The sequence below is a fragment of the Riemerella anatipestifer genome, from assembly GCF_035666175.1.
Taxonomy (GTDB): domain Bacteria; phylum Bacteroidota; class Bacteroidia; order Flavobacteriales; family Weeksellaceae; genus Riemerella; species Riemerella anatipestifer_D.
The window spans coordinates 1,516,947-1,532,936 of the sequence record NZ_CP142016.1 but is presented as its reverse complement, the minus strand read 5'-3'; the positions used below and the strand labels follow the sequence as shown (position 1 = coordinate 1,532,936).

The window sequence follows — 15,990 nt, the reverse complement described above, 5'->3', positions numbered from 1 at the left end:
TTGTGATGGATTTAAAACTTTGATAAGTAACTGAAACTACTGTAATTGGCAATTCGCGTTTCCTTTTATGAAATACCTATTTCCCTTTCTTCCCGCCTATTTTTGCATTAGAATTTTACAAGATGATGGCTAAGTAACTCATCGATATATCCCATAAATAAAGAGATTTCAGCTAAAAAAACAAAAATTTGCATAATCGAAATGCAATTTATAGATTTATCATCGAAAGTTAAAAATCATTACCTATTTATCTCATTAGAGGCTAAAATAGTATGTGATTTTTAGTAAAAGTAGTATCAACCTAATAAAAACAAGTAAAAATGGCACAAGAGAACACCATTTCTGTAAACTTCAGTACAGAAGAAATCAAAAAAGTGAAAGACGCTATCAGCACCATTGCTAGTGTTTTAGAAGGTAAAGTAAAGAGCCTTACGCCTACGGAAAGGCAAGGTTTCGGGCGGGTAAAGTACGAAAAGGAGGTTTGGATAGACCGTGTGAAGCTCCAAATGGACGCCAACCCGACCAAAGTCCCTGCTTATGTGGACAAAACGGAGTTCGACCAAGACTACGCCGCCCACAAACAGCTCAACGAACTCATCAACCTCCTAGACCAACAACTGCAACTAATGAAGGATACCAATCTCCTCTTGGGCTACGATTTGGACGGTGCTGCCCTGATGTTTTACCGTGCGATAAAGGTGGCAGCTACCAATAACGACCCTGGAGCGGGCATTATCTACACCGACCTTAAGCAACAATACCCCGGAGGAAGGGCAAAAGCCCCGTTGCTAAGCCCTCCGAACCGACTAACTAACCCCTCTAATTCCCCTTGCTTACTATAAGGAGGGGCTATTTTAGAGGTGCAGGAGGCGTTATTTAGATACCCGCCCCCTCCAGAAGGGATAAAAAAGGGGTTGATAAGGGGGTAACAGGTCGTAAACTACGGGATAAAAGTCCGTTCCGAAGGGGACTAACCAATAAAAAACAATAACAAAAAAAGATAAAATATGAAACAAAAATTAACTATTTTGGGTCTGTCTGGTCTGTTGTTATTAGCCGGTTGTAGGGCAGACGACATGGTAACCAATGCCAAACGACAAGAGGATTTGGCGAAGAAGTTCAGTGTCTTTACGAAGAAAACTGATAATGAAGTGATAGACTACCCTAGTGGATTTGCACGGTTAGCATTACGGTATGATAGTTTGCATAACAAAAACATATCGGGAAGGCGTACACTGGAGCGTCTTAGAGTACTTTCTAAAAAGAATGAAGTAGCACCAACAGCAGTAGAAGCTGAAGCTTATATAGATTTTAATATCCGCTCTCAGACTATTGTTGAGAAAAATGGAGATAGGTGGGTAGTATTCCCTAGGATAAAAGGTGGTAAGGTAGCAGAGTTGGTAGCAGGAGTACTTTCGGAAGATGAGACCAAGGTTCATTTCTACAGTTTAAAACCTGATACGGATATTTATAAAACTAATGCGCATCTATTTGAGGAAAAGTATAGGGATAGATATGTATTTAAAGTAAACAAGAATAATCTCTTTGAGCTATTACCTATGGGTATTTGTGAAAAAAAGGGAAGTTATTATGATAATTGTGTGATAGATGGGGTTATTATTTCTCCACCTCCGCGTAGAGGTATTGGTGGTGGCGGTGGTAGCACATCTCCTTGGTACGGTGATCATAATCCAGGAAGGGGGATTGATGGAGGAGGAGGTTGTAGTATGTATGATATGTGTAAATCGGATGATGGCAGTGGTAGTGGCGGTGGTAGCCAATCACCTCCACCACAAAACCCTCTCACAGACCCTTGCGAAAAAATGAAGACAATGAACTCTAGTGCAGGATACAGAAGCAAAATAGAGGAGCTTAATAGGGCATCTGTTCTTAACAGAACTTATGAAACAGGTTACAAAGAGAATAAAAATGGGACATTTGAAAATCTTACACCTAGTGCTTCTACAGGACATTCAGATGGGTTGAGAATCAATATCAATGAGGATACTAAAGGCTATATCCACACTCATGTTAATGAGTATGAATCGGGGCGTGTAGACGAATATGGCAATTCTGAAATAAGGCAACCCATCAAGATGTTTTCTCCTGCAGATGTAGATGCCCTAATGACCATGGCACAAATGCAAACAAGTGGTAACTATGCCGACCTATACGGAACTATGGTCTCCAGTGATGGGATTTATACCATTAAATTTACAGGTACTGCTGAAGATATTAAAACAGGATTTAATACAAGAGAATGGGGGAATAAAATGGTAGAATTTTGGAAAAGATCTAGGGGTAGCCATGAATTGAAATTTTTAAAATTTTTAAAAGATGAGATGAAAATAAACGGTGTATCTTTGTATAAGACTAAAAATAATGGCACTGTGCAAAATAAAACTTTAGGAAATAATAACAGAATACAGTCTAGTGACTGTCCATAATTTTTAAAAATATAAAAAATGAAAAAAATAATATTAATAATACTTTTGGGTATAGTACATTGTTTTAATGCCCAAAGAACAATATCATTAGCCCAAGCATACGAATACTCAAAATCTCCTAATGGAATTCCTGAAGATGTATCTTATGCAAAAGATATTAACGGTGATTTAAATAGATTTGTAGGTACATGGAAGGGAATATATAATGGAAAAACATATGAATTTAATTTTGTAAAAAAATTAAATGATGATAAATATGAGGTAAGATGGGATTTTTTGATAGGAAGGCTTAAAATCACAGATAGAAATGGAAAGATTATTTATAATACCTTTAATGAAGATGATGATAAAACTTATTTTAGTGGCTGGACCTTTCAACGAAGAACTTATATGATGGATTTTATAGCGAATACAGAATGTAATGATTCTGGAGTGGTGTTTATGGAGGTTTATTCTAAGCAACCTAACAAAATGCGTCTTTATATGGATAGAGACAAAATTTGGTATAATCCTGAAAGATGTCCTAATTATGAAACTTATGAAGTAACCATACCTAATGAAGAGATTATACTAACAAAGCAATAGGACATAAAAGCCCAGTATATACTATGCTGGGTTTTTCTTTTATAAAGTTAAAAGATAAGATGAAAGTAAAAGGTATATCTTTGTATAAGACTAAAATAATGGTACTGTAGAAAATAAAACTTTGGGAAATAACAACAGAATACAGTCTAGTGACTGCCCATAATTTTTAAAAACATAAAAAAATGAAAAAAATAATATTAAACTCGTTGTGCATTTTAAATAATACTGATTTTTAGATGATTTAATTTTCTTTGGAAGATAAATTTATTGATATATTGAATAACCGTTGCGGCGGTTATTTTACTGATTATCCTTGTTTTAAAGCCTTCAAAAGTTTTAGCATAGTTTCTTTTAATCATAAATTGGTCGCAAAGTTGAGAGAAAAATGTCTCAATTCGTTTTCGCTTTTTCTTGTACAATGAAAATTGAGGAATATAATCTTTCTGATTACTTCTCATTGGTGTATCTAATTTAATATTAGCATAGTTAAATAAATCTATTTGAACTTTTGCTGATAAATAGCCTCTATCTCCAATTAAAGTACAGTTTCGCATTTGCTCACCACTATCTTTTAAATAGTGGATGTCGTGAACGGATGCAGGGCTTATATCAAAATTCTTAATCACACCATTTAAAGAACATACTGCGTGTAGTTTATAGCCATAGAAATATAATTTCTGTGAAGCACAATAACCATATGTTGGTGAAGAATAGGATTGCTCTTTACAAATTTTTGAACGAGTAGAACGAGCGTTTTCACAAACTTTCATTGGCATGCTATCAACGATAAAAATATCTTCAAACTCATTGAACTCCATCGAAATACGCTGTCTAATTTGCTCTGTTTGTAGGGATAGTCTTCGTTTTCGCTTATTGTAAACACTTCTTTCAATTTTGTTTATCAGAGAGTTTGGCAATTTTCTAAATAACTGTAATTCGCTATCAATACTCAAGTATTCAGCAGTAATATTAAGACTTATGACTTCTAAATCGCTCATTTTAGGTGTTCTTCTCTGATAACTAATCAGTTGATTTTCTGAAAAAAGTCCTAAAACTTCCAAAATTCTTTCATATATTTGCTCTAAGTTGTTCATTTATATCGTTTTATAGCAAAAACAATATACTGATTTTCAGTCTAATAAACAACTCTTGTTTTTTTCATTTCATAATGCACAACGGGTAATATTAAGTTATTTACTAACGGTATTCTTGGTAAATATAGTTTACACACAACAATCAATAGGAACACTAAAGCAATTGGAAGATTGTGTTAATAGACCTAACTACCAATCCGAAGGTTGTCCTGATTTAGAATATCTCACTTATGTAAAAGATGTAGATAATAGGTTAGATAAATTTGTGGGCATATGGAAAGGAACATATAATGGTAAAATTTATACTTTTAAATTTAACAAAAGAATCAAATATGGTAGTGGAAAAGGTTTATATAGAGATTTATTGATTGGAAGAATGCAGGTACAAGATAGCAATGGAAAGGTAACATACAGTACTTTATCAGAAAGAAATGATGATAAAATTTATTTTCATGGAGATAATTTTCAAAGAAATATTTACATGATGAACTTAATAATCAATACAGAATGTAATGATTCTGGAGTGGTATTTATGGAAGTATATTCTAAGTAGCCTAATAAAATGAGGATATTTTTTGATAGAGATAAAATTTGGTATAATCCTGAAAGATGTCCTAATTATGAAACTTATCAAACCACTTTACCACAAAATTCTATTTTTGTGATTAAGCAATAGAGTACATAAAAGCCCAGCTTTATAAAGTTGGGCTTTTTGTAAATTTTACAAAAAAACGACTTTAATAAATGGGGTAAAAATCCATTTTCTATTTTTTTTTGACTATATATATCAAACTAGAAAAATCTCCCGTTTTTGACGCTTTAAAATTAGAAATCGCTCCATAGATACCTCCAAAAAGCCAAAAAAGTTTATTTTTTTTGTATTTTTCGCTAAGTATAGAAATATAAAACGCATCAAGTAGGAGAGGTGCTATTTTTTTTATTTTAAGTTGTTCCTGTTGCATTAGTGTTTCCATTCCTTCTCTTGAGAAATGAAATAGGTGTCTAGGCACATCATAAGCCGCCCAAAAATCTTGGTATCTTTCGGCGTCGTAAGATTTATAATTGGGAACAGCAATAATGAGTGTTCCATCAGATTTCAATTTTTGCTTGAATAAATCTAGTATTTCTTTCTGATTTTCTATATGTTCGAAGACATGCCATAGACTTATAATGTCTAATGTATTATCTTCTATTTCGTTCAGAGAGTCTATAAATTTTGTTTTAAAACTTTTTTTCTTAGCGAAGTTTCTAGCTTTTTCGTTGGGTTCGTAGCCGTAAGTAATGTATTTATTTTCTAGGGATTTTATAAATTCACCTGCTCCACAACCGTAGTCTAAAATTTTACAGTTTTTAGAATTAGGAGCAGAAAGATTTTCCCTAACTATTTTAGCCTTGTATTTAATGTTGAAACTTTGTATAAATTTATAAACAAATTCCTTTAAACTACCACTGTCCTGATGATGGGAAATGTACTTATCACTCTCGTAATATTTGCCAATATTTTCAGGTACAGGCTCTGTTTTTAAGATACCATTAATGGAGGTTTCTTTAAGTTCAAAAATTTCTTGAGAAAGAAAATGGTCTTTTATCTTCATATAAATTCTAATAAAAACTCGTTGAATGTTTCACGTGAAACATTCAACGAGTGCAAATATTTATCTTCCTAAAAATATAAGTAACACATTGATGTCAGCAGGGGAAACGCCACTTATTCTAGAGGCTTGTGCTATGGTTTTAGGTTTTATACTATTGAGTTTTTGCTTAGCTTCGGCAGAAAGACTATTGATTTTTGTAAAGTCAAAATCTTCGGGGATTTTGATGTTTTCCAATCTGTGTAATTTGGCTACATTTTCTTTTTCTTTTTCTATGTAACCTCTGTATTTTATATTGATTTCTGCTTGTTCTCTTACCTCGTCCGAATAGTTTCTACTCGTATTTTTTATCTCTTCTATTTCTTCCAGAAGTTCCAATTTCATATTAGGTCTGGTAAGAATTTGTGAGGCACGGTAGGCTTGGTCTACAGGAGAAGATTCTATACTTTCGAGTATAGGGTTAATTTGTTTTGGTTTTAAGGAATAATCCTTTAAGAAGTTTTCCAATTCTTCGCTTTTCTTTATTTTGTCCTCAACTTTTTGTAGTCTTTCTTCTTTTGCAAGACCTAGTTTATAAGATTTTTCTGTTAAACGAATGTCGGCATTATCTTGTCTAAGTAACAATCTGTACTCTGCACGAGAAGTAAACATTCTATAAGGTTCCTCTGTGCCTTTGGTGATGAGGTCGTCGATGAGTACACCTATATAAGCCTCATCTCTGCTGAGGATAAAGGCTTCTTTTTCGTGTACTTTATTGTGAGCGTTGATACCTGCTATAAGCCCTTGTCCTGCGGCTTCTTCGTAACCAGTAGTTCCATTGATTTGTCCTGCAAAATAAAGGTTTTCTATGATTTTGGTTTCTAGGGTATGATTAAGCTGTGTAGGAGGGAAATAGTCGTATTCTATGGCATATCCTGGACGGAACACCTTTACATTCTTAAAACCAGGAATGTGTTTCATCGCCTTTATTTGTATGTCTTCGGGTAGGGAAGAGCTGAAACCGTTTACATAGATTTCAATAGTTTTCCAGCCTTCGGGTTCTACAAATAATTGATGTCTGTTTCGTTCTGCAAAACGATTGATTTTATCTTCTATACTTGGGCAATATCTAGGTCCGAGGCTTTGGATGGTTCCGTTGAACATAGGGCTTCTGTCAAATCCTGAACGAAGTATATCGTGTACAATTTCGTTGGTATAAGTAATGTGGCAAGAGCGTTGTTTGGTAAGTTTTGGCGTGTCTAGATAGGAGAATTTTTGAGAATTTTCATCTCCAGGTTGTTCTTCCATTTTGGAGTAGTCTAGTGTTCTTCCATCTACTCTAGGAGGAGTTCCTGTTTTCATTCTTCCTGCGGTAAATCCTAAATCTACAAGTTGTTCGGTAATACCGAAGGCTTTTGGTTCGCCCATTCTTCCGCCGCCTAGTTGTTTGTCGCCAACGTGGATAAGTCCATTAAGGAATGTGCCATTGGTTAATACTACGGATTTCCCTTTTATCTCTATCCCTAGCGAAGTGATGACTCCTGCAACTTTGTTCCCTTCTATGATGAGTTGTTTTACCATATCTTGGAAGAAGTCTAGGTTAGGAGTGTTTTCTAGGGCTAATCTCCATTCTTCTGCGAAGAGCATACGGTCGTTTTGAGTTCTAGGTGACCACATTGCGGGTCCTTTGGATAGGTTGAGCATTTTGAACTGTATGGCAGATTTATCCGCTACAATACCACTATAACCGCCCATAGCGTCTATTTCTCTTACGATTTGCCCTTTGGCGATGCCTCCCATAGCTGGGTTGCAGCTCATTTTGCCTATGGTTTCCATATTCATAGTAATAAGGAGTGTTTTGGAGCCTAGATTGGCTGCGGCTGCGGCTGCTTCGCAACCTGCGTGTCCTGCTCCTACTACTATCACATCATATACTTCGTTTATCATTATATGTATTTGTTTCTTATCTAAATTTAAAATGTTTCACGTGAAACATTGGGGTTGGTTTTTAATTTTTATCCTTTGAAAATATCGTCGGTATGAATTTGTATCTCTGGAAAAATTTCTGAACAAATAAAATCATCTACGATGGGCAAAGCTCCTTTGTATTTTTCGTTTTCTAAAGTGTGGATATAGACTATCTCGTCTAGTGGGTTTATAATCCAATATTCCTTTACACCGTATTCTTCGTAGAGTTTAAATTTGTTTTTCATTTCTTTTTTAGAATTGCCTTAATAGTTTTCATATTAAAATCTATTTTAAAATGGCTTGCCAGCACGGGGCAAAGTTAATGAAAATTATTGAGTGGAAATTTACTTTCGTTAAAATTTGAAATAAGAACTAATGGATTTCTGTTATGCTTGTATAGGTTACAGTATTGCTAATTAAGGGTTATACTTTTAGCAAAAGTAATGGTATTTTTATTTTAAAAATTCTGATGGCAAGCGGAGCTTCTATTTTAATATTTTAAAAGCAAAGTACACAGGCGGAAACTCTACTCTGATGGTTTAAAAGTTCGGTATGGATACGGAGGTGCTACCGCTTCATTTTAAAAATTCTAATGGCGAATGGAAGCTATACTTTGGTATTTTGTAAGCTCTACTGCAATAAATAGAGTAAAAGTTTTTAATAATTTCAATGTCTATGTTTAAATATTTTGTAGCTAAAATTTATTTTATCTAATGTAATCTTTAAAAAATATCTACAAATAATAAACAAAAGAATATTGAGATAATAGTTGATAATATAATCAAGATTATTTGTACTTTTTCTTTATTAACTCGTTGTGCATTTTAAATAATACTGATTTTTAGATGATTTAATTTTCTTTGGAAGATAAATTTATTGATATATTGAATAACCGTTGCGGCGGTTATTTTACTGATTATCCTTGTTTTAAAGCCTTCAAAAGTTTTAGCATTGTTTCTTTTAATCATAAATTGGTCGCAAAGTTGAGAGAAAAATGTCTCAATTCGTTTTCGCTTTTTCTTGTACAATGAAAATTGAGGAATATAATCTTTCTGATTACTTCTCATTGGTGTATCTAATTTAATATTAGCATAGTTAAATAAATCTATTTGAACTTTTGCTGATAAATAGCCTCTATCTCCAATTAAAGTACAGTTTCGCATTTGCTCACCAATATCTTTTAAATAGTGGATGTCGTGAACGGATGCAGGGCTTATATCAAAATTCTTAATCACACCATTTAAAGAACATACTGCGTGTAGTTTATAGCCATAGAAATATAATTTCTGTGAAGCACAATAACCATATGTTGGTGAAGAATAGGATTGCTCTTTACAAATTTTTGAACGAGTAGAACGAGCATTTTCACAAACTTTCATTGGCATGCTATCAACGATAAAAATATCTTCAAACTCATTGAACTCCATCGAAATACGCTGTCTAATTTGCTCTGTTTGTAGGGATAGTCTTCGTTTTCGCTTATTGTAAACACTTCTTTCAATTTTGTTTATCAGAGAGTTTGGCAATTTTCTAAAGAACTGTAATTCGCTATCAATACTCAAGTATTCAGCAGTAATATTAAGACTTATGACTTCTAAATCGCTCATTTTAGGTGTTCTTCTCTGATAACTAATCAGTTGATTTTCTGAAAAAAGTCCTAAAACTTCCAAAATTCTTTCATATATTTGCTCTATGTTGTTCATTTATATCGTTTTATAGCAAAAACAATATACTGATTTTCAGTCTAATAAACAACTCTTGTTTTTTTCATTTCATAATGCACAACGGGTTTTATTATTAATTTCTATTGGTAAATTTAGTTTATTTGGGTTTTTGATTAGAACCCAAATAAACATTAAGATTAAATAATTTAATGCTACTGGAACCCAAATAAGTATTTTTTTTCCAAACTTAGCTTTATCTCCATATCCATATATGGGTATTGTATCAGGAATATTTTCAAACTTATATAATAAAAAGAATGTATAGAGAGTAACTATGCCTATTGGCAATAAGTAAAATAATTTTATTTTTTTTGAGTCCATAATTTTAAGTTTTGGTGTGTGGGATACAAATAAAGAATTAATGCTGCGCTAATAGAAAAGAAAAATGAAAATATTCCGTGAAAAATTATTATAGAGAAGTGAAATAATAAAGCAATATAAAGCATTACTATTTTATATTTCCTATTGGAACATAAAGCAAGAAAAAGTAATAACTCTAAAATTAAAACTCCATAAGTTATACCCGTTACAAAAATAGAATTAGTTAATAAAATATTAAAAAAAACTCGTTGTGCATTTTAAATAATACTGATTTTTAGATGATTTAATTTTCTTTGGAAGATAAATTTATTGATATATTGAATAACCGTTGCGGCGGTTATTTTACTGATTATCCTTGTTTTAAAGCCTTCAAAAGTTTTAGCATAGTTTCTTTTAATCATAAATTGGTCGCAAAGTTGAGAGAAAAATGTCTCAATTCGTTTTCGCTTTTTCTTGTACAATGAAAATTGAGGAATATAATCTTTCTGATTACTTCTCATTGGTGTATCTAATTTAATATTAGCATAGTTAAATAAATCTATTTGAACTTTTGCTGATAAATAGCCTCTATCTCCAATTAAAGTACAGTTTCGCATTTGCTCACCAATATCTTTTAAATAGTGGATGTCGTGAACGGATGCAGGGCTTATATCAAAATTCTTAATCACACCATTTAAAGAACATACTGCGTGTAGTTTATAGCCATAGAAATATAATTTCTGTGAAGCACAATAACCATATGTTGGTGAAGAATAGGATTGCTCTTTACAAATTTTTGAACGAGTAGAACGAGCATTTTCACAAACTTTCATTGGCATGCTATCAACGATAAAAATATCTTCAAACTCATTGAACTCCATCGAAATACGCTGTCTAATTTGCTCTGTTTGTAGGGATAGTCTTCGTTTTCGCTTATTGTAAACACTTCTTTCAATTTTGTTTATCAGAGAGTTTGGCAATTTTCTAAATAACTGTAATTCGCTATCAATACTCAAGTATTCAGCAGTAATATTAAGACTTATGACTTCTAAATCGCTCATTTTAGGTGTTCTTCTCTGATAACTAATCAGTTGATTTTCTGAAAAAAGTCCTAAAACTTCCAAAATTCTTTCATATATTTGCTCTATGTTGTTCATTTATATCGTTTTATAGCAAAAACTCGTTGTGCATTTTAAATAATACTTATTTTCAGTCTAATAAACAACTCTTGTTTTTTTCATTTCATAATGCACAACGGGTTTATTTAACTATGCTAATATTAAATTAGATACACCAATGAGAAGTAATCAGAAAGATTATATTCCTCAATTTTCATTGTACAAGAAAAAGCGAAAACGAATTGAGACATTTTTCTCTCAACTTTGCGACCAATTTATGATTAAAAGAAACTATGCTAAAACTTTTGAAGGCTTTAAAACAAGGATAATCAGTAAAATAACCGCCGCAACGGTTATTCAATATATCAATAAATTTATCTTCCAAAGAAAATTAAATCATCTAAAAATCAGTATTATTTAAAATGCACAACGAGTATACATTATGTATCTATTATGCAAATTTTCATTTTTTTACTGAATCCACTATGGTTTAATAATACTTTTGCTATTACTATTTAATTTTTCCAAAAAACAAGTACAAAAGTCAATGAAATAAAGTAATAATATCAGTTTTTTATAATATAAATAGTCAAAATCACTACATTTGCTCCCTTTTTTATTTAAAATAAAATATTATGAACATCACAGAATACATTAAAAAAATACCTAAGGCAGAACTTCACCTCCATATCGAAGGGAGTTTTCAACCAGAACTAATGTTCAAAATAGCCCAAAGAAACCAAGTTAAAATTCCTTATCAAACAGTAGAAGAAGTCAAGAAAGCCTATCAGTTTTCGTGTCTTCAAGACTTTTTAGATATTTACTATGCAGGGGCAAGTGTGCTTCTCTACGAGCAAGATTTCTATGAACTTACAATGGCTTATTTTGATAAGTGTGCAGAAGAAAACATTGTGCATACAGAAATTATGTTCGACCCTCAAATCCACACTAAAAGAGGCGTTTCGTTTGGGACGGTTATAGGTGGTATCCAAAAAGCAAGAGAGGAAGCTCAAAGCAAATATGGCATCTCTTCCCTACTCATAATGAGTTATCTAAGACATCTTTCTGAAGAAGATGCTTTTGAAACTTTGGAACAATCTCTTCCTTACAAACCTCTAATCACTGCTGTGGGATTAGATTCTTCGGAAAGAGGTAACCCACCTTCTAAATTCCAAAGAGTTTTTGAAGCCTCTGTAAAAGAAGGTTATATCCCTGTGGCTCACGCTGGTGAGGAAGGTCCAGCAGAATATATATGGGAAGCTCTAGACCTTATCAAAATAAAAAGAATAGACCACGGAAATAACTGCTTATCTGATGAAAAGTTGATAAATAGATTGGTAGAAACCGAAATGGCTCTCACGGTATGTCCACTCTCTAACTTGGAGCTTAAAGTGGTAGAAAATCTAGATAGCCATCCACTTAAAAAAATGCTTGATTTAGGGCTTAAAGTTACCGTTAATTCTGATGACCCTGCTTACTTTGGGGGTTATCTCAACGAAAACTTTATACAAACTGCAAATGCCTTGGATTTAAACCAAAATGATATTAAAACTCTAGTGAGTAATAGTTTTAAATACTCTTTCCTCCCAGAAACTGAAAAACAGAAATACCTTTCTCAAGTAGAAAATTTTAGTATTTAATTTAAAAATAGACCTCAAAAATGAGGTCTATTTTATTTTTTAATGATAAGATAAATTATTTAGACTTTAATGTTTCTGTATAATTTATCTTTCCTTTCTCGTTGTATTCTTTAACTACAGCATCGTTGCTTGTAACTACTACATTAAGGTTATCATTTTTCTTATCATATAAAATAGTAGTCATATAATCTGAACAACTATTCTTTTTACAACCTGTAGTTTTGTATACATCACCTTCAGATACTACTGGTGTTTCTACATTAAAGTTAGCCACAATTTCAGAGTATTTATCTCCTGTTAGTTTTTTAATTCTTTCAGATAAATCACTCTTATCAAGAAGTCCTAAATCTTTAGGATACTTACCTACATTTTGAGTTAAAACATTTTCAGCAACTACTGTAGCAACTTCTTGGTTTTCTACTTTAGTGCTATCACTAGCAGCAGCTTTTTCTTTCTTTTCGCAAGTTTCTTTACAATGCTCTTTACATTTATCCTTACAAGAAGTGAAAGCTAATACCACACCAACTAACATTAAACTTAAAATTGACTTTTTCATAGTTTTCTAATTTGAATTAAATTAATTTATCTCTAGTGTTACAAAAAGTATTCCTTTTTATAATTATTTATTGATAGCAGCTACTCCTGGAAGTTCTAAACCTTCTAATGACTCTAACATAGCTCCGCCTCCTGTAGAAACATAAGATACTTTATCAGAATAATTAAACTGCTTTACGAATGCTACACTATCTCCCCCACCTACTAATGAGAATGCACCTTGTTTAGTTGCCTCTGCAATGCTATCTCCCAAAGCTTCTGTACCCGCAGAGAAATTAGACATTTCAAACACTCCTAACGGACCGTTCCAAAGTATTGTTCTAGAATTCATAATAACATCATTGTTAAGAGCTCTAGTTCTTGCCCCTACATCTAAGCCCATCCAACCTTCTGGTATTTCGTTAGAATCTACTTCTTGAGTTTCTGCCTCGTTGCTAAAACTATCCGCAGCTATTACATCTACAGGTAAATAAACTTTTACATTTTGCTGTTCTGCTTTTTGTAAAATTTCTAGAGCTAAACTCATCTTATCTTCTTCTACCAAAGAATTTCCTATTTGTCCTCCTTGAGCTTTGATAAATGTAAATGCCATACCCCCCCCTATAATAAGGTTGTCCACAGCTGGTAATACATTTTCTATAATGGTAATTTTGGTAGATACTTTAGAACCTCCGAGTATAGCAGTTACTGGTCTTTCGCCAGAACCTAATACTTTATCTATGGCTTCTAGCTCTTTTTCCATCAACAAACCGAAGAACTTAGTTGATGGGAAAAACTCTGCAATAACCGCTGTAGAAGCGTGTGCTCTATGAGCAGTACCAAAGGCATCATTTACATAAGCATCTCCTAATTTAGAAAGTGCCTCTGCAAAGGTTTTATCTCCTTTCTCTTCTCCTTCGTAGAAACGCACATTCTCCATCAATAGCACTTCTCCTGCTTTTAGTTCGGCGGTCATTTTTTCGACCTCCTCTCCTACTGTTACAGGGCAAAATTTAACTTCTCTGCCTAACACTTTAGAAACTTCTGGGAGAATATGCTTTAGAGAAAATTGCTCGTTTGCTTGTCCTTTTGGACGCCCTAGATGGGTTAGGATAACCACCGAACCGCCATCGTTAAGTATTTTATCTATACTAGGCTTTGCGGCTTGTATTCTGGTATTATCTGTAACTTCTAGTTTTTCGTTTTGAGGGACATTAAAATCTACTCTTATAACGGCTCTTTTCCCTTGGAAATTATAGTCTTTAATAGTTTTCATAATTACTTTTATTTAATTTTTAACGACTCACAAATTTAAGATTTATCTGTCTTAAAAACTAAAATTTTTGCCACAAATATTTCACAATCCACACGAGCAACATCTATCAATAACATTATTTTTTTAGATATATATTTATAAAAAGAAGATTGTTGTATGTTGTTAAGTGTTGTGTATTTTGTGGATAAGTATTTCTCTTATTTTTCATCACATATCATAGGTAGTTAATTCATATTTTATGAACAATATAAAGGCTTATAAATTAACCTTTTTATGTACTTACTAACACAATGTGGGTAATTATACACTGTCTTGATTTGGGATAACTATCCTATGGAAAAACTTTAAAAATCTTCTCTCAAAAAAATTAAAATTTGATTTGGATAATATTTCAAAATGTAGCAATAGAAAAAATATTTTAAAATTCTAAGACTTAGTTTTCCTATCTTATCCACAATAGAATTAAAAGATATTAACAAACTTATCCATATAGAAATATTTATTTGTAATTGTGATATTTACAGCTATATAAATTATTTATATGACTGATTATCAATATTGATAATATTAGATATAATCTATTTGTAATTGTGAGTAAAATTAAAATATGAATTTTTACAGGTCATGCAAGTGTGATTAGTATAATAAAATTTTAAAAATATATTAGCTAAGTGGTTGAAAATAAAATACAATTGTATATTTTAAAAAAGGTTTTTGTACTTTTGCCCCCTCAAAAATAATATAGAATGAAAAAGACACTTTTTATGGCGTTGGCTGTTGTGGGTACGGTAGCATCAGCACAAGAAACAGTATCAGATAGTACCAAACATTGGTCTATAGTAGGGCAAACACACTTATGCTTAACCAGGCGGCCTTCTCTAACTGGGTAGGTGGTGGAGCTAATAATGTGGGTTGGCTAGCAGGTACTAACTACAATATGACTTATGAGAAAGGTAAAGACCTTTGGGAGAACATAGTGGTATTAGGCTATGGGCAAAATAATACTAAAGGTACAGGGAGCAGAAAAACTCAAGATATCATCAACCTTTCTTCTAACTACGGCAGAAAAATTTCTCACAATTGGTATGCGTCTGGCGGAGTTAGCCTGCAAACTCAATTTGCTCCCGGCTATGAGAATGGTAATGACCCTTCTGCTAAAAAAATATCTAATTTTATGGCTCCTGGCTATATAATGGCTGGTGCAGGTTTTACTTATAGACCTCACGAAGACCTTACAATTACCTTAAGACCTGCTAATGCAAGATGGACTTTGGTGCTGGATAAAGACTTACAAAAATCTGGAAATTTTGGTTTAAAAAATGATGGGGATTCTTCTTTATTTCAATTTGGTTTTTTGGGGACGGCTATTTATAAGGTACAACTGATGGAGAATATATCACTCGTTAATACAGCCTCTGTATTGTCCGATTATCTTAATCACCCCGAAAGATTGGTGTTGGGCTACAATGGGGTGCTTAATATGAAGATTAACAAGTATGTTTCTTCTGTAATTACTCTTGATTTATTATACGACCATAACCAAATCAGAAAAACCCAATTAAAACAAACTCTAGGTGTAGGGTTTGCCTATAAAATAAATAAAGGAATTAAAAAATCTGATATTAAAGAACATAGAAATTGGAGATAGTAGTAGATTATGCTATTTTCGGGAAATAAATTATTACAAATAACTAAGTCGCCGTCTGCTCGTACGAGCAGACGGCGGCTGTAGC

The 15,990-nt window shown here is 32.7% G+C and carries 14 protein-coding genes and 2 pseudogenes; 7 read left to right on the top strand and 9 right to left on the bottom strand.

Translation table 11 applies throughout. From position 1 onward, the window contains the following. Positions 1-320: 320 nt before the first annotated feature. The 3 genes from VIX88_RS07530 (at position 321) to VIX88_RS07520 (ending at position 3,032) form a co-directional block, all read left to right on the top strand. Positions 321-842, top strand: a complete 522-nt coding sequence (locus VIX88_RS07530; RefSeq protein ID WP_013446982.1) for a hypothetical protein — start codon at positions 321-323, stop codon at positions 840-842. Positions 843-1,007: 165 nt separating this feature from the next. Next, positions 1,008-2,447 (top strand): hypothetical protein, encoded by a 1,440-nt coding sequence (locus VIX88_RS07525; protein ID WP_214193729.1) that lies wholly within the window; start codon positions 1,008-1,010, stop codon positions 2,445-2,447. An 18-nt stretch (positions 2,448-2,465) separates the two neighbouring features. Beyond that, positions 2,466-3,032 carry a DUF6705 family protein gene (locus tag VIX88_RS07520; protein WP_004917547.1) on the top strand — a complete coding sequence of 189 codons (567 nt, stop codon included), beginning with the start codon at positions 2,466-2,468 and terminating at the stop codon, positions 3,030-3,032. A 215-nt stretch (positions 3,033-3,247) separates the two neighbouring features. Here VIX88_RS07520 and VIX88_RS07515 read toward each other — a convergent pair whose 3' ends face one another. Next, positions 3,248-4,126 (bottom strand): IS982-like element ISRa1 family transposase, encoded by an 879-nt coding sequence (locus VIX88_RS07515; protein WP_127919813.1) that lies wholly within the window; start codon positions 4,124-4,126, stop codon positions 3,248-3,250. 55 nt (positions 4,127-4,181) lie between these two features. Between VIX88_RS07515 and VIX88_RS07510 the strand changes: the two genes are divergently transcribed. Next, complete coding sequence (locus tag VIX88_RS07510) at positions 4,182-4,679, top strand: DUF6705 family protein (protein ID WP_013446985.1); 498 nt, start codon at positions 4,182-4,184, stop codon at positions 4,677-4,679. Between the two features lie 211 nt (positions 4,680-4,890). Here VIX88_RS07510 and VIX88_RS07505 read toward each other — a convergent pair whose 3' ends face one another. The 6 genes from VIX88_RS07505 to VIX88_RS07480 form a co-directional block, all read right to left on the bottom strand. Further along, positions 4,891-5,721 (bottom strand): class I SAM-dependent methyltransferase, encoded by an 831-nt coding sequence (locus VIX88_RS07505; protein ID WP_004920430.1) that lies wholly within the window; start codon positions 5,719-5,721, stop codon positions 4,891-4,893. 60 nt (positions 5,722-5,781) lie between these two features. Further along, positions 5,782-7,644, bottom strand: coding sequence for a tRNA uridine-5-carboxymethylaminomethyl(34) synthesis enzyme MnmG (gene mnmG / locus VIX88_RS07500; protein WP_064971259.1), 1,863 nt, complete (start codon positions 7,642-7,644; stop codon positions 5,782-5,784). Between the two features lie 68 nt (positions 7,645-7,712). Then, positions 7,713-7,910, bottom strand: coding sequence for a Uma2 family endonuclease (locus VIX88_RS07495; protein WP_307846873.1), 198 nt, complete (start codon positions 7,908-7,910; stop codon positions 7,713-7,715). Positions 7,911-8,489: 579 nt separating this feature from the next. Next, on the bottom strand, positions 8,490-9,368 hold the full coding sequence (locus VIX88_RS07490) for an IS982-like element ISRa1 family transposase (RefSeq protein ID WP_127919818.1): 879 nt from the start codon (positions 9,366-9,368) through the stop codon (positions 8,490-8,492). A gap of 69 nt (positions 9,369-9,437) precedes the next feature. Further along, the gene (locus VIX88_RS07485; protein ID WP_214193728.1) at positions 9,438-9,710 is read right to left on the bottom strand and encodes a hypothetical protein; all 273 of its coding nucleotides are present in this window, start codon (positions 9,708-9,710) and stop codon (positions 9,438-9,440) included. A gap of 257 nt (positions 9,711-9,967) precedes the next feature. Next, positions 9,968-10,846 (bottom strand): IS982-like element ISRa1 family transposase, encoded by an 879-nt coding sequence (locus VIX88_RS07480; protein WP_127919822.1) that lies wholly within the window; start codon positions 10,844-10,846, stop codon positions 9,968-9,970. A gap of 103 nt (positions 10,847-10,949) precedes the next feature. On the opposite strand from VIX88_RS07480, the pseudogene VIX88_RS07475 reads away from it, so the two are divergent. Then, positions 10,950-11,228, top strand: a pseudogene (locus VIX88_RS07475) (transposase); the annotation flags it as partial. Between the two features lie 214 nt (positions 11,229-11,442). Continuing rightward, positions 11,443-12,447 carry an adenosine deaminase gene (locus tag VIX88_RS07470; protein WP_064970994.1) on the top strand — a complete coding sequence of 335 codons (1,005 nt, stop codon included), beginning with the start codon at positions 11,443-11,445 and terminating at the stop codon, positions 12,445-12,447. Between the two features lie 55 nt (positions 12,448-12,502). Here VIX88_RS07470 and VIX88_RS07465 read toward each other — a convergent pair whose 3' ends face one another. After that, positions 12,503-13,003 carry a hypothetical protein gene (locus tag VIX88_RS07465; RefSeq protein WP_064970993.1) on the bottom strand — a complete coding sequence of 167 codons (501 nt, stop codon included), beginning with the start codon at positions 13,001-13,003 and terminating at the stop codon, positions 12,503-12,505. Positions 13,004-13,066: 63 nt separating this feature from the next. After that, positions 13,067-14,257 carry a phosphoglycerate kinase gene (locus VIX88_RS07460; RefSeq protein WP_222535071.1) on the bottom strand — a complete coding sequence of 397 codons (1,191 nt, stop codon included), beginning with the start codon at positions 14,255-14,257 and terminating at the stop codon, positions 13,067-13,069. 746 nt (positions 14,258-15,003) lie between these two features. Between VIX88_RS07460 and VIX88_RS07455 the strand changes: the two are divergent. Continuing rightward, a pseudogene (locus VIX88_RS07455) lies at positions 15,004-15,905 on the top strand (DUF3078 domain-containing protein). The last annotated feature ends 85 nt before the right edge of the window (positions 15,906-15,990 follow it).

Excerpts from the sequence above, each read along its gene's own strand:
- VIX88_RS07530 (WP_013446982.1), top strand. The coding sequence starts at position 321 with ATGGCACAAGAGAACACCATTTCTGTAAACTTCAGTACAGAAGAAATC.
- VIX88_RS07525 (WP_214193729.1), top strand. The coding sequence starts at position 1,008 with ATGAAACAAAAATTAACTATTTTGGGTCTGTCTGGTCTGTTGTTATTA.
- VIX88_RS07520 (WP_004917547.1), top strand. The coding sequence starts at position 2,466 with ATGAAAAAAATAATATTAATAATACTTTTGGGTATAGTACATTGTTTT.
- VIX88_RS07515 (WP_127919813.1), bottom strand. The coding sequence starts at position 4,126 with ATGAACAACTTAGAGCAAATATATGAAAGAATTTTGGAAGTTTTAGGA.
- VIX88_RS07505 (WP_004920430.1), bottom strand. The coding sequence starts at position 5,721 with ATGAAGATAAAAGACCATTTTCTTTCTCAAGAAATTTTTGAACTTAAA.
- mnmG (WP_064971259.1), bottom strand. The coding sequence starts at position 7,644 with ATGATAAACGAAGTATATGATGTGATAGTAGTAGGAGCAGGACACGCA.
- VIX88_RS07495 (WP_307846873.1), bottom strand. The coding sequence starts at position 7,910 with ATGAAAAACAAATTTAAACTCTACGAAGAATACGGTGTAAAGGAATAT.
- VIX88_RS07490 (WP_127919818.1), bottom strand. The coding sequence starts at position 9,368 with ATGAACAACATAGAGCAAATATATGAAAGAATTTTGGAAGTTTTAGGA.
- VIX88_RS07485 (WP_214193728.1), bottom strand. The coding sequence starts at position 9,710 with ATGGACTCAAAAAAAATAAAATTATTTTACTTATTGCCAATAGGCATA.
- VIX88_RS07480 (WP_127919822.1), bottom strand. The coding sequence starts at position 10,846 with ATGAACAACATAGAGCAAATATATGAAAGAATTTTGGAAGTTTTAGGA.
- VIX88_RS07470 (WP_064970994.1), top strand. The coding sequence starts at position 11,443 with ATGAACATCACAGAATACATTAAAAAAATACCTAAGGCAGAACTTCAC.
- VIX88_RS07465 (WP_064970993.1), bottom strand. The coding sequence starts at position 13,003 with ATGAAAAAGTCAATTTTAAGTTTAATGTTAGTTGGTGTGGTATTAGCT.
- VIX88_RS07460 (WP_222535071.1), bottom strand. The coding sequence starts at position 14,257 with ATGAAAACTATTAAAGACTATAATTTCCAAGGGAAAAGAGCCGTTATA.